Consider the following 13,319-nt stretch of genomic DNA (forward strand, 5'->3'; position numbering starts at 1 on the left):
TATATGAAAATCTGATGATTGCAGGCATGGCGTTTGTTTTCGGACTGCTGGCCGGCATTCTGTTGTCCAGGCTTGTGAAAGCCGCGGTGCTCAGAATGTTTGGCATGACGTTTACCCTTGGTTTTTCCGTTTCCTTTCAGACGGCAGGAGTGACATTGTTATATTTTGCTGGAATGTATCTGTTTGCCCTGCATAAAAATAAAAGGCGGCTCCGGAAAATCAGCTGTATGATCTGTTGTATTACGATCGGCAGAACGAAGGCAGGCTTCGTTCCATGAGTGTGGTGCTTGGAATCCTGTCAGTTTTATTTATGCTGGCGGTATTCTTTTTTGGAACAGGGGCTGCTGCCCGTATTTTTGCGGATCGCAGCGTCGAGCTGAATGTGTTTGATATAATGATACTGCATCCGGGCGGTATGATGGATTTCAGCGCTTATGAAAAACGGATTGGGGAAAGCTTTCCCATACAAAAGAGCTGTTCCTACGGAATCTATGGCTGGGAAAGCAGGGAATTTTTTTCTTTAAGGCGGCAGGCGGCGCAGGAGCTGGAAAAGCCCGCAACGGCTTATATATGCGGAATATCTGTCGGATACGTATATGAAACAGAGCGACTATCTTTATCTGAGACAGATGCTGGGATATGAAATCCCGGAGGTTTACGAAAATTCCTGCTATGTCCACTGCACGCCGTCTCTTGCCGGCAAATTTTCGGATTATATGGAGAAGGCCGGGACAAAAGAGGTGAATGGATATGAGCTGAATGCAGGAGGCGTTTTCTCAGAGCCGTTCAGCCAGAATGATACCTACGGCAACGGCCTGGATTATGTTGTTGTGGTTCCTGATAAGGTGCCGCAAGGGATGGAGATGCGGTACAGTCTGTATGCGGCAGTTACGGAGCAGCCTTTGAACAGCGCGGAGCTTGAACAGCTCACGGACGGCGGGCTTGTTCTTTTGGACAGGGGGAGTGGGAAATCTGTTTCCCCAGGGAAATCTGTTTCCGAAGGGAGGCCTGCCTCCCCGGGAAAGTCAGCTTCCTGTGAGAGGTTAACCTCCCGGGATGAATCAGTTCCCCCTGACGATTTACTATCTATGGAAACAGGACGGGCGGTCACTTCTTTGATATATCCGGATAAGGATTACCTGTCAGGCAAGTGGGTGCAGAAGGAATCGCTTTCTCAGATTTATGTGCTGCTTATCTGTCTGGTATATCTGTCTGTCATTCTGGAAATTACCGGCGCGGCAATTCTTGCAACGCAGGCCCTCAGTGACGGTGAAAAAAAGAAAAGACGAAACAATATTCTTGGGCAGCTGGGAATGAGCGGGAAACAGATTGCCAGGTTAGATAGCCGACAGCTGATGCTGTTGTTTCTGCTGCCGCTGCCTCCGGCTCTTATTACCAGCGGCCGGCTGATATATAACGGGGCGCGAAAGCTGCTTCTTGATACTTTGGGAATGCCTGTATTTACGGGAAATATGTGGATTTGGCAGGCGGTGGCAATGGCGGTTGGATTTTTTCGGCATTGTACGGGTTTTATTATGGGGCTGTGAGAATGGCGGCTGAAAAACAGATGGGATAAAGCAGTGCTTCAATAGAAAAGCAGAACGGGTAAAAGGCAGCCGCAGCGGGCAAATGAAATCAAATCAAACCGGCTGCGGCTCATATTGTTTGTGAGCCGACGGTTACTGTCCGAGAATCATCTGCGCTATCTGCAGGTCGCTCACGGAAGAGTCTTCAGCGATTAATTCCATTACTTTTTCAACATAGGCGGTTTCCAGTTCCAATTCTTCTGCTATGGCAGAAGCATCAAGCCCTTTCGTTCTCTTTTTCCTGATGATAGCTACAAATTTTGCTTCACCTTCGGCAAGCCCTCTTTCGAACCCGTCATTTACAAGCATTTTTCCAAGTTCTGTCATTGCAATTACCTCCTTTACTTCGGCCAATTCCTTTTTATTTAAGAATTTAAAAGCTAATGTATACAGCACGGCCTTCATTTTCTCCAGTTCAATCGGAGTTACCGTTTTTGAAGCATACTGTATAAAATTCAGGCTTTTTATAATCCGTTCCCCGATCCCCATATGCCCGGACATCAGGGGCGTCAGAAGCAGGGAAACCAGATCTTCTTTCTCCAGGGGCATTCCCTGCTCCTGCTTTTCTTTTACGCAGGCGAACAGCCGATCTGAATCCTTATTCTTCAGACGGATAAGCTTCACATGATAAACATTGATGCCCTCTGCCAGTGAGCTTATGGGCCTTTTCACTTTAGAGGAGCAGATTACATAAGTAATGACCGCAACATTAAAGGTTCGGGCCGTTGTTGCCTCGTATTCCCGAAACCGTTTCAGATCCTTGCGTGTGACGGAGTCACTTTCAAACTCCAGTTGTACCCAGAGATTATTCGTTGAGATGTAGTTGAAATCCTGGTACATCTGTTTCGCTTCCAGCTTCACATTTTCAGTGGGGGCAACGTACCGTACGTTGTCGGTTATCCCCAGCAGGGGCAGAAGCTCTTCGCCGAAATACTGCGCCGCCGTTTTTAAAGCCAGATCCTCATGGTGAATGTTCTGCGGATCAGCCTGATTTGTCACTTCTTTTTCTTCGTGTTCCTGCACACAGCCTCCTGTTCCGTAAGCTATGTGTAAATATCTATCTTCCATTTAATTATAGCTGGTAATCCGACACATGGCAACCGTTTCTTACTGTTATTATGGTAATAGATTTTGTTATTATGGAATAAAAATATTTGCTTTCATAGTGGAATCTTTGTCCGATTGGACAGAAAAATCGATTTGATTGTATATGTAAAAATAAACTTGGCAGATAGGATTTACACAATCGGCAGCCAGTGTGTTTTTTATAATAACACAGCATGGCGGAAATAAAAAATGAAAATTATATAAAATAACATGGCGAAGGAAATCCTGGCTGCTCCCTGGAAAGTGCGCTCCTGTCCGGCAGGAAACCGGCGCTGTAAAAACACAGCAGCCCGGATTCCATTTCCCTGCCGTCAGCTGTACTTCAAAATAACCGTTTCCACTACATCCGCCACGTCCTCGCATTTATCGCAGCATTTTTCCAGTCTGTCATAAATTGCGGTCCAGGACAGGATTTCCACGGCGTCGCCGGATTCGGAATACAGCCTGCGCATGGCTTCTGTGTAAAGCTTGTCGCCGTTTTCCTCCAGATGGTTGATTTCGATTATCATATCCTTAATCGCTTTGGATTTGCGGAATTCAGGGAATTCCACCATCAGCTTCTTCAGGGCGCAGCAGCAGTCGCAGATAATGCTGACGAAGGAAACGGCGTCCTCGCGCAGGGAAGTGATGCGGAACATATACAGCCGCAGCAGTATGTCTTCCAGGCTGTCGGTCACGTCATCGAGCGCGCTGGAGAGCTCTATGATGTCCTCCCGGTCGATGGGAGTGATGAATTCCTTCAGCAGCTTTTCCATCAAATCATGTTTGGCAAGATCCGCCGTATGTTCTATATGATGGAGGGCCTCCATGCAGGCCGGCAGCTGTTCGGGATCGAAGCTGATAAAGTTTTCCTTCAGCATATCCGCCGCCTGGCAGGAATAGGTTACGGCCTGGATGAACATGTCAAAATAATTATTTTCTTTTTTTCTACCCATTGCAATATCCTTTCAGTGAAATGAAATAATTGTATGTAACTGTTCAGAATATAAACAAAAACAGCCTGGCGCACAGATAGCCAATCAGGCCGCAGCCCGGGAAGGTAAGAACCCAGGTGAGCACCATTTCACGGACCACTCCCCAGTTTACACTGGAAAGCCTTCTGGCCGCGCCCACGCCCATGATGGCCGTGGTTTTCGTATGTGTGGTGGAGACGGGGATGCCGGTCAGCGAGGAGAGCAGAAGACAGGCCGCGCCGGCCATATCCGCGGCAAAGCCCTGGTATTTTTCCAGCTTTACCATATCCATTCCCACGGCCTTAATGATGCGGTAGCCACCGATGGAGGTGCCCAGGGCCATCACGGCGCTGCACAGAATCATGAGCCACAGGGGAATGCGGAAGCTGGTCACATTATCCTGTCCGTTTGCGAGAAAAATCCCGAGCATGAAAACACCCATGAATTTCTGGCCGTCCTGTGCGCCGTGCATAAAGGCCATGGCCGCCCCTCCTGCAATCTGCGCCCCGCCGAAAAATCCGGTGGTTTTGGGCCGATCCATGTTTTTGCACACCGTCTCCACAGTTTTTGCTGACAGCCAGCCCAGCAGGAAACCCAAAAGTGTGGAGAGGATCAGGCCATAGATAACCTTGATCCATTCGGAGCCGTTGATTCCGGCAAAGCTGTTGTGCATGGCAACCGCGGCGCCGGACAGTCCGGCAATCAGCGCATGGCTTTCACTGGTAGGAATCCCGAACCACCATGCGGCCGCAGCCCAGGAGACAATAGCTACCAGTGCGGCGCACAGGGCGGTGAGGGCCTGATCCGGGTTTCCGCCAAAATCCACCATATTATAGATGGTGGAAGCCACGCTGGCATTGATCATTGTCATGACAAAAACTCCGAGGAAATTAAAGAACGCCGCCATGAGAATTGCCGCCTTCGGGCCGATGGCTCTTGTGGAGACACAGGTGGCGATGGCGTTGGGGGCGTCGGTCCAGCCATTGACGAGAATTACGCCCAGAGTCAGCACAACGGTGACCGCCAGAACCGGGCTGGAAAGAAGCTGTGACAGAAAAGAAGAGAAGCTGATAGTCATTTCTTTACCCTTTCTCAACATGTTTCAAACATAATATTTACATGGCCTATTATAATGAAAGAAAACGGGAAAAACATGCTTTCTGCATTGATTTTACAAACATTTTACATAGGTTAAGATAGTGCAAAAAAGTGGGAAAAACAAAAAAAGGATTCCCGGAAGCCTTACGGCCCGGGAACCCTTTCGGGAATCAGTTAAACTGCGCAGCTGTATTGTATTATGTAAGGGATTTACAGCTGCTTCATAAGGGAACAGATGAGGTCAACACATCTTTCACGGCCAAGCGCAGTGCTGTTGAGGACGAGATCATAGCTTTCGGCGCGTCCCCATTTTTTGTCGGAGAAGAAATTGTAGTAAAGGCTTCTGTCCTTATCCATCTTTTTGATGAGCGTTTCCGCTTCTTTTGCTGAAATGTTCTGGCGCTCCATGATTCTTTTAACGCGCTCAGGATGATTGGCCCGGATAAAAACGGATATGACGTTCGGATAGCTTTCCAGCACGGAATCTGCGCATCTGCCGACGATGATACAGGATTCCTTATCTGCCAGCTGCCGGATGATCTGGGACTGCACATTGAACAGCATGTCGTTCATGGGAAGCCCGAAACCGGTCATTTCGTTGGAGTAATCCGAGGGTACGGTATAGAGCCAGGGATTTGCCCTCTTTTCATCCACGGGCTTGAGATGCTCCATGCCGATACAGCTTTTTTCGGAAGCCAGCTGGATCAGCCTGCTGTCATAGCATTCGATGCCCAGCTTCTGTGCCGCGAGCTTGCCGATTTCATGGCCGCCGCTGCCAAATTGCCTGCCGATTGTAATAATTGTGTTTGCCATATAAAAGCCCCCTTTTTATTAATTGCAAACGCCCCGTCATTACCTGCAACAGTTGGGCTGACCGAACTGTTGCCATTACCTTTCCTTACTTTAATAGTACCTCAAAAAGGCGGCTTTGAAAAGGGAATAAGAACCATTTGAAGAAATGAATAAAAACTTGCTTTTTGCAGTGGTATATTTATAGTAGAAGAATAAGATTATATCTGAAAAAAGAAAGGCAGAGGATGATGCGGCTGGCGGGACGGATAAAGGAAACCTGGGGAGACTACAAGGGAAAAAAGTGCTATGAGGTGCTGCAGAACAGGAAGGAGCCCTGCCCGTTTTGCACCAATGCCGTATTGCGCAGAGATCAGTATTATATATGTAAGCATCATAATGATGTAAGTTTTGCAGGAGACTCCCGCCGGATCCGCGTGGAACTTGCCTGCGGTGCATATCGGATGGAAAAGCCGGAGGATCGGCTCAGTCTGAATGAGATGCTGGACAGAGCCAACATTGCTGAAAAAAGCGTTAAAAGCCTTCCGGGGAGCCATATGGCTGTTTATGATGAAAAGATGCGCAGCAGGGTGGTGCAGGAGCTGGCCATGGAAGCGGCAATGGCTGACGCACTGCGTAAAGAGGAGTTTGAGATGTATCTCCAGCCACAGATTTCCCTGAAAAAATCGGGAGTCCTGCGGGCGGAAGCCCTGGTACGCTGGCGCGGGGCAGACGGGAAACTTATATTCCCGGCAGATTTTATCGGTTTGTTTGAACGGGAGGGGATTATATTCCGCCTGGATTATTACATGCTAGAGCAGGCCTGCAGGTTCCTGAAGCAATGGTTGAGGCAGCAGGGAAGACCCCTGTGTATTTCTGTCAATGTATCCAGGACAACCATGCTGCAGCCTGATTTTACAGAAAATTGCCGTCGCCTGAAAAGACAGTACGAAATACCCGACGGATATCTGGAGCTGGAATTTACCGAGGGCGTGATTGTGGAAAATCATGACATTTTCCGCGGGATTGTAAAAGGGCTGCAGGAACACGGGTTTTCCTGCGCCATGGACGATTTTGGAGCGGAACAGTCCTCCCTGAACATCCTGAAGGATATTCCTATGAATGTGCTGAAATTTGACAGGAGGTTTTTTGAGCGGGGAGAGTATGAGGAAAGGGGACGGGCGGTGGTAGCCTGTATGTTGAACCTGGCTGAGACGCTGAAAATGGAAACGGTGGCCGAGGGCGTGGAGGATATGGAGCTGGTGGATATGGTGCGGGAAATGGGCTGTGATTTCATACAGGGCTATGTATACGCCAGACCCATGCCGGTCGGAGATTACAGAGAATTTATGGAAAGGTTCCTTGCTGGACAAAGAGAAAAGTAACGGCAGGGGGAGGACGGATATAAAAAAGAGAGGTTAAAAGGGGGTAAAAAAACGTCGGTTATCAGAACCGGCGTTTTTTTAATAAGGAAGTACTGTGATCTTACTCCAGCCGCCGGCTGCGCTTCAGCCAGTTGCCCCGCAGATAATATACGATAAACATAACCGAGGTGACCGTCCAGGTCAGCGGATAGCTGAAGGCCACGGTTGACAGCTCCGGACGCAGTGGCACGATGGCCAGAATCCACACCACACGCAGCACACAGATGCCGAAGCAGGTGAGCAGCATGGGAATGACGGAATCTCCGCAGCCCCTGGCGGTGCCGCCCAGGATTTCAATACATATATAAGTAATGTAGCTGGGTGAGATCACACGCATCATCTGCAGGCCGATGGCGGTAACATTTGCATCGGAGGTAAACAGGCGGAAGAAAACCCTGCCGCCCAGCAGGACTATTGCACTGAGCAGGATGCTGGTAAAGGCCGCCATGCCCAGGCAGACGCGGACACTTTTATGAATCCGGTCATATTTTCCCGCGCCGAAGTTCTGACCGGCAAAGGTGGTGATGGCCACGCCATAGGCGCCCATGATCATCCAGAAAATGCCGTCCACCTTTCCGTAGGCCGTCCAGGCGGCAATGGTATCCGTACCGAAGGAATTGATGCTTGCCTGGATGATCAGATTGGAAATGGAATACATGGTGGACTGCAGTCCGGCGGGCAGGCCGATTCGGATGATATTGTTCAGCATTCCGGGGTAAAAACGGATCTCCTTCAGTGACAGTTTGTAGGAATCCTCCGTCCGCATCAGGGCGGTAAGGACCATGACTGCGCTGACTACCTGGGAAAGGGCGGTTGCAATGGCAACGCCGGCAACACCCAGCTTCAGCCCTACCACAAAGAAAATATCCAGCACAATATTCACAAGGCAGGAGAGGATCAGGAAATACAGCGGACGTTTGGAATCTCCCACAGCGCGCAGTATACCGGATCCCATATTATAAATCAGGGAAGGAATCACACCCAGAAAATAAATACGCATATAAACAACGGAGAGGCGCATGATATCATCAGGCGTATTCATGAGGCGTAGAGCCGCCCCTGCAAAAATAATGCCCAGTACCATGATAATTGCGCCGCCGGCGATGGACAGGGCAATGGAAGTATGTACGGCCCTTTTTACATCTGTTTTGTTTTTGGCTCCGTAATATTGGGAAATAATAACGGTAGCGCCGGAAGAGAGCCCTACAAAGAAGCCCACCAGAAGGTTGATGAGTGTTGACGCCGGTCCGCCCACCGCCGCCAGCGCTTCCTTTCCCACAAAATTGCCTACAATTACGGCATCGGTGGTATTATAGAGCTGCTGAAAAAAAGTGCCGAACAGAATCGGGAAAAAGAAGAACAGAAGCTGCTTCCAGATAACACCTTCCGTAATTTGGTTTCCTGTCTGTTTTTTCATAAGTAGAGTCCCCCCATACAGCTTTAAAGATGAATTGATTGCAAAAAAATAACCGCCCGAAAAATATGGGCGCTTCCTATTATAAATGCTCCGCGCCCGAAACTCAATAGGGAAGATCGGGATAAAGGCATCCGCCGCAGTTTTGCCAGTGTATAGGCCGCTGTGCGTCCGGAGCCTGCCGTCGTCTTCCGTACCGGTGTGTGCGGCCCGGGCAGCGGAGGGATGCAGGGGGATTTTATGCTCCAGTCTCAAAAACGGGGTGTTTCTAACTGTTCCGTAATGTCAGGATTCAGCCAACGTGGCCGGAACTCCTCAACATCGGTTGGCGTCGCAGGCGACTTAACCGGTGCTTCGTCAGACAGGCCACTAGGGGCGGCTGAGTCCTGGCATTCCGGAGCAGTAAGAAACATCTCCGTTTTTTCCAATGGGGTATAAAATCCCTCTGCATCCCTCCGCTGCCCGGGCCGCACACACCGGTACGGAAGACGGCGGCAGGCTCCGGGCGTACAGCGGCCGGTACACGGCAAAACTGCGGCGGATGCCTTTATCCCTGGAAGGGCAGGTGGGGGAGGGGAGGCAGGTGGAAAGGGGAGAACGGGAAATTGATGGTATAGTGGGAATCAATTGAAGAAATAGAATTGGAGGGATAGATTCTGGGGTGTAAATTGCTTGACGAGTGTTGGGGGGGAAGGTATACTGGTAGCTGTTCGTCGGGGTGGGATTTATTTTGTGTGGAATGGTGTTTTTTCGAGGGGGATTGTGTTGGGGCGGCGGGGAATGTTGGTTTTTGTGATGGCTGGATATGAGCAGCGGAGTATGTTTTTTTGGAGGAAATGGAAATGGTTTCGGTGATTTTGTTGTTTGTGTTGGGGCTTGTTTTGATCTGCTTCGGCGGGGACAAGCTGGTGGATGCTTCGGTGGCTTTGGCCAGGAAGATTGGGATCCCGCAGATTGTTGTCGGGGCTACGATTGTGAGTATTGGGACGACTCTGCCGGAGATTCTGGTGTCTACGACGGCGGCTTTTGACGGGTCGGCGGCGATTAGCGCGGGGAATGCGTTTGGGTCGATTATCTGTAATACGGCGTTGATCGCGGGGCTTACGCAGCTGCTGCGTCCGGTGAAGAAGGTTGAGTTTGGTTCGCTGGCGTGGCGGAGTCTGTTTTTCTTTGCTACGATTCTGGCGCTGACGGCTTATGGGTGGTTTACGGGGCATTTTGACAGAATGGCCGGGATTGTGCTTCTTGTGCTGTTTGGTGTTTATGCCTGGCTGAACATGGTGCGTTCCAAATCCGAGGAGGAGGAAACGGCGGAGACGGAGGAGAGCCTGGAGGAGCTGAAGAAGATTTCCCTTCCCAGGAATCTGATGCTTCTGGCTTTCTGTGCGGTGCTGTTGTTCTGGGGAGCTAATCTTCTGGTGGATAACGGGATTATTATTGCAGGATATCTGGGAGTACCGGAACGTGTGATTGCGGTAACGGCCATTGCGTTGGGGACTTCCCTCCCGGAGCTGGTGACTTCCATTATGTCGGTGGTTAAAGGCTGTGAAAATGTGGGGCTGGGTAATATTATCGGAGCCAATATTCTGAATCTGCTTCTGGTAATCGGTATTCCGGCCACGGTTACGGGGATTGAGCTGGAGGCGCAGACTGTGCGTGTTGACGCGCCGTTAGGCGCTCTTGTGATGGCGGTCCTCATCGTCCCTATTTTGTTCAGGAAAAAAGCTTCCCGTATACAGGGGGCCGCTCTGCTGGCTGTTTACGGGCTGTATTGCGCATTCAACTTTTTCTGAGAGTAGCACTTGTAATAGGGAAATGAATCTGCTATAATTTTAACGAACTATGGAAAAAGGCTATAAAATCAAGAATTTTAAAAGGAGATGTCAAAATGAGAGGAAACATTGTAGTTGGACAGTCCGGCGGACCGACAGCCGTAATCAACTCTTCCGTTGCAGGCGTATATGCCGCAGCTAAAAAGCTTGGAGTAAAGAAAATCTATGGTATGGTTCATGGTATTCAGGGATTTTTACAGGACAACCTGATTGACCTTGGCGAATATCTGGATGACGAGACGGGTATTGAATTACTGAAGAGAACTCCTTCTGCATTTTTAGGCTCCTGCCGTTTCAAAATGCCTAAGATTGAAGGACATGAAGAAGTATACGAGAAGGTATTTGAGATCATGGAGAAGCATGATATTGAGTGTCTGTTCTATGCAGGCGGAAATGACTCCATGGATACCGTAAAGATGCTGTCCGATTATGCGGCTGCTCATAACAAGCCTCAGCGTTTCATGGGCGTTCCCAAGACAATCGACAATGACCTGCCGGTAACCGACCACTGCCCCGGATACGGTTCCGCAGCAAAATATATTGCAACCAGCATGAAGGAAATCATCCGCGACAACGAGTCCTTCGGTGTGGAGAAGCCCACCGTCTGCATCGTTGAGATCATGGGACGCCATGCAGGATGGCTGACCGCGGCAGCAGCATTAAGCCGCGGTGATGACTGCTCCGGACCGGATGCAATCTACCTTCCTGAGGTAACCTTTGATATGGACAAGTTCATGGAAAAGGTAAAATATCTGTCCGAAACCAAGTCTTCCGTTGTTATTGCCGTATCTGAAGGCATCGCTCTGGCTGACGGACGTTTTGTATGCGAGCTGGGCAATGCTTCCGATTTCGTGGATGCTTTCGGACACAAGCAGCTTTCCGGCTGTGCGGCTACTCTGGCTAACAAGGTAGCGGCTGAGACAGGGCTGAAGACCCGTGCGGTAGAATTCTCCACACTGCAGCGTGCAGCTACCCATCTTGCTTCCCTGACAGATATCAACGAAGCATTCCAGGTAGGACATGACGCTGTTATGGCAGCTGAAGAAGGCAAGACCGGCATGATGATCACTCTGGACAGAAACGGAGACGATCCTTATCAGTGCGGTACCAGCGCTTACGATATCCATGCAATCGCCAACGTGGAAAGACCTGTTCCGGCTGAATGGATTACAGAAGACGGCTGTGACGTAAATGATGGCTATGTAAAATATGCAAGACCGCTCATCATGGGCGAACTGCAGCCGCTGTATGTAAACGGCGTGCCGCGTCATCTTGTAAGAAAATAAAGAACAGCCGGCCCGCGTAAAGCGGCCGTCTGATAAAGGGACAGTTCCGCCGGGGCTGTCCCTTTTTATCAGATAAGGAAGGAAAAAATACGGTTTAATAGTATTTTTAGATCAAGGACACAGTTTGGACACAATTTAGGTCTAAAGTAGTAGATAGTGAGTAAGACACCAGCTATGCTGACCTGATATTAGCCAGAATGGCGGGCGCTTTACAAATACGGCGGAAGCCCGGCGGACAGAAGAACCCCGGACTCCGGAGAAAAATCAGGAGGCAGCAGAAATGAACGATCAAAAAGAAATTGAAAAAATCAAAAAGCTTACGGAAAAGAAGAAAACAGCGCCTATTATTAAAATGATGGGGAAAGCAGACAGTGATGTGCTGGTAGTTGCACTTGATGCACTGGGGAAAATCGGGGATGAAGATTCCTTTAATATGATAACCCATTATCTTGAGCATGAGGATGCCAAAGTAAGGGTTGCAGCCTGCAAGGCAGCGTTAGTTATTGATACGGAATATATGAAAACGAGAGTAAGACATCAGCTGATGGTGGAAACCGATCCGGAAGCTAAGAAGCAGATGCAGGAAGCTATGAATTCTTCAAAGGAAACAAGAGTATAAGCTTCTTTTTAATACATACTTTTCAGATAAAGCAGACAGCCGCGGGAGAGTCAGAGTCCCGGCAGGCTGTCTTTTTTTATGCAAATCAGGCAGCTGTAAGCTGTATCTTCTGAACCACTTTTTTTATCGCGATTATTGACAATTGCAGGGGGATGGAGTATTATTTGTCTGTAGAAAACGTTTTCCGTACGAGGGGAACGCAGAAGGAGGAATGATATGGCTTCCATCAGGGATGTGGCGCGTAAGGCAGGAGTGGCTATTTCCACTGTTTCCAAGGTGCTTAACCACTATCCCAATGTGAGTGAAGAGACCAGGATCAAAGTCAATGAGGCGATACGGGAGTTGAAATTTACGCCCAATACCATTGCCTCCGCGCTGTCTTCCAAACAGGCCGGACGAGTGGCGCTGCTTGTCAATCTGAACACGCAGACCCAGGCAATCGATGAAATTGATATGCAGTACCTTTCCGGAGCCATTAACAAGGCCCAGGAAAAAGGGCTGGATGTCATCACCGTATTTTTTTCCATGATAAAGGACCGGAGTGTGGCGGAGATCGAGAATTATCTCAGAGCGCAGGCCATTGAAGGAATTATTATCTACGGAATGAGCAGAGAGGATAGGGTTCTGCATAAACTGATAGAAGGGCAGCAGTTCAAGATTGTGGCAGTGGATGCGCCCTTTGTTAATCAGAGCACATCGTCGGTTGCGATTGATCATGAAAAGGCCCAGTACGATGTGGCGAGAAAAACGCTGCATGAGAACCAGGGAAACCGGATTCTCTATATCGCAGGAAAGAAAAACGGATTCGTCACAACGCAGCGGCTGGAGGGCATAAAGCGGCTGGCTGCGCAGGAAGGGCTTTCCCTGTTTGTCAGGCAGGGCGATTTCAGTGAGAAAAAGGCAAGGCAGTTGACCTTTCAGTACGCCAGGAACCGGGATATCATCGTGTGCGCCTCGGATCTGATGGCGATCGGAGCCATGCGGGCGCTGCAGGAAATGGATATTTTCAGGCCGGTGTGCGGCTTTGACGGCATCACTCTTATGGGATATGCAGGAAAGCAGATGAATACGGTAAAGCAGGATTTTTACCGGGTATCCTCTGAAGCAATGGAGGAAATGGGCAGGCTTCTGGAGGGCGGAGAAGGCAGGGCTGTTGTGCTTGACTTTTCAATAGTAAGAATGCAGTATTTGGATATTATATGTTGATAACA

Annotated in this window: 13 protein-coding genes; 8 read left to right on the forward strand and 5 right to left on the reverse strand. The window is 49.4% G+C overall.

What is annotated here, in order from left to right; genetic code table 11:
* The first annotated feature begins 14 nt into the window (after nucleotides 1-14).
* From FYJ45_RS01790 to FYJ45_RS01800, 3 genes are read left to right on the forward strand one after another with little or no spacing between them, the layout of a single operon-like run.
* Nucleotides 15-278: an SH2 domain-containing protein gene (locus FYJ45_RS01790; RefSeq protein ID WP_235930499.1), complete on the forward strand. Its 264-nt coding sequence runs from the start codon at nucleotides 15-17 to the stop codon at nucleotides 276-278.
* Entirely contained in the window at nucleotides 275-643 is a 369-nt protein-coding gene (locus FYJ45_RS01795) for a hypothetical protein (protein ID WP_154463185.1), read from the forward strand. Before FYJ45_RS01790 ends, FYJ45_RS01795 begins: the two co-directional genes overlap by 4 nt.
* Nucleotides 597-1,547 (forward strand): hypothetical protein, encoded by a 951-nt coding sequence (locus FYJ45_RS01800; protein WP_154463186.1) that lies wholly within the window; start codon nucleotides 597-599, stop codon nucleotides 1,545-1,547. Before FYJ45_RS01795 ends, FYJ45_RS01800 begins: the two co-directional genes overlap by 47 nt.
* A gap of 132 nt (nucleotides 1,548-1,679) precedes the next feature.
* Here FYJ45_RS01800 and FYJ45_RS01805 read toward each other — a convergent pair whose 3' ends face one another.
* From FYJ45_RS01805 to FYJ45_RS01820, 4 genes are all read right to left on the reverse strand, one after another.
* Nucleotides 1,680-2,609: a hypothetical protein gene (locus FYJ45_RS01805; RefSeq protein WP_276890449.1), complete on the reverse strand. Its 930-nt coding sequence runs from the start codon at nucleotides 2,607-2,609 to the stop codon at nucleotides 1,680-1,682.
* Nucleotides 2,610-3,004: 395 nt separating this feature from the next.
* Nucleotides 3,005-3,628: a DUF47 domain-containing protein gene (locus FYJ45_RS01810; protein WP_154463187.1), complete on the reverse strand. Its 624-nt coding sequence runs from the start codon at nucleotides 3,626-3,628 to the stop codon at nucleotides 3,005-3,007.
* A 43-nt stretch (nucleotides 3,629-3,671) separates the two neighbouring features.
* The gene (locus tag FYJ45_RS01815) at nucleotides 3,672-4,724 is read right to left on the reverse strand and encodes an inorganic phosphate transporter (RefSeq protein WP_025488933.1); all 1,053 of its coding nucleotides are present in this window, start codon (nucleotides 4,722-4,724) and stop codon (nucleotides 3,672-3,674) included.
* Nucleotides 4,725-4,954: 230 nt separating this feature from the next.
* The gene (locus FYJ45_RS01820) at nucleotides 4,955-5,557 is read right to left on the reverse strand and encodes a cytidylate kinase-like family protein (RefSeq protein ID WP_021638394.1); all 603 of its coding nucleotides are present in this window, start codon (nucleotides 5,555-5,557) and stop codon (nucleotides 4,955-4,957) included.
* A gap of 224 nt (nucleotides 5,558-5,781) precedes the next feature.
* Between FYJ45_RS01820 and FYJ45_RS01825 the strand changes: the two genes are divergently transcribed.
* The gene (locus tag FYJ45_RS01825) at nucleotides 5,782-6,918 is read left to right on the forward strand and encodes an EAL domain-containing protein (RefSeq protein ID WP_154463188.1); all 1,137 of its coding nucleotides are present in this window, start codon (nucleotides 5,782-5,784) and stop codon (nucleotides 6,916-6,918) included.
* A 100-nt stretch (nucleotides 6,919-7,018) separates the two neighbouring features.
* Here FYJ45_RS01825 and FYJ45_RS01830 read toward each other — a convergent pair whose 3' ends face one another.
* Nucleotides 7,019-8,374 carry an MATE family efflux transporter gene (locus FYJ45_RS01830; RefSeq protein ID WP_154463189.1) on the reverse strand — a complete coding sequence of 452 codons (1,356 nt, stop codon included), beginning with the start codon at nucleotides 8,372-8,374 and terminating at the stop codon, nucleotides 7,019-7,021.
* Nucleotides 8,375-9,207: 833 nt separating this feature from the next.
* Between FYJ45_RS01830 and FYJ45_RS01835 the strand changes: the two genes are divergently transcribed.
* The 4 genes from FYJ45_RS01835 to FYJ45_RS01850 all read left to right on the forward strand — a co-directional run bounded on the left by FYJ45_RS01835 (nucleotide 9,208) and on the right by FYJ45_RS01850 (nucleotide 13,314).
* Complete coding sequence (locus FYJ45_RS01835) at nucleotides 9,208-10,164, forward strand: calcium/sodium antiporter (RefSeq protein ID WP_021638398.1); 957 nt, start codon at nucleotides 9,208-9,210, stop codon at nucleotides 10,162-10,164.
* A gap of 95 nt (nucleotides 10,165-10,259) precedes the next feature.
* On the forward strand, nucleotides 10,260-11,489 hold the full coding sequence (locus FYJ45_RS01840) for a 6-phosphofructokinase (protein WP_021638399.1): 1,230 nt from the start codon (nucleotides 10,260-10,262) through the stop codon (nucleotides 11,487-11,489).
* Nucleotides 11,490-11,769: 280 nt separating this feature from the next.
* On the forward strand, nucleotides 11,770-12,108 hold the full coding sequence (locus FYJ45_RS01845) for a HEAT repeat domain-containing protein (RefSeq protein ID WP_021638401.1): 339 nt from the start codon (nucleotides 11,770-11,772) through the stop codon (nucleotides 12,106-12,108).
* A 216-nt stretch (nucleotides 12,109-12,324) separates the two neighbouring features.
* Complete coding sequence (locus FYJ45_RS01850) at nucleotides 12,325-13,314, forward strand: LacI family DNA-binding transcriptional regulator (protein WP_154463190.1); 990 nt, start codon at nucleotides 12,325-12,327, stop codon at nucleotides 13,312-13,314.
* Nucleotides 13,315-13,319 lie beyond the last annotated feature (5 nt).

This window comes from Eisenbergiella porci (assembly GCF_009696275.1).
Classification (GTDB): domain Bacteria; phylum Bacillota; class Clostridia; order Lachnospirales; family Lachnospiraceae; genus Eisenbergiella; species Eisenbergiella porci.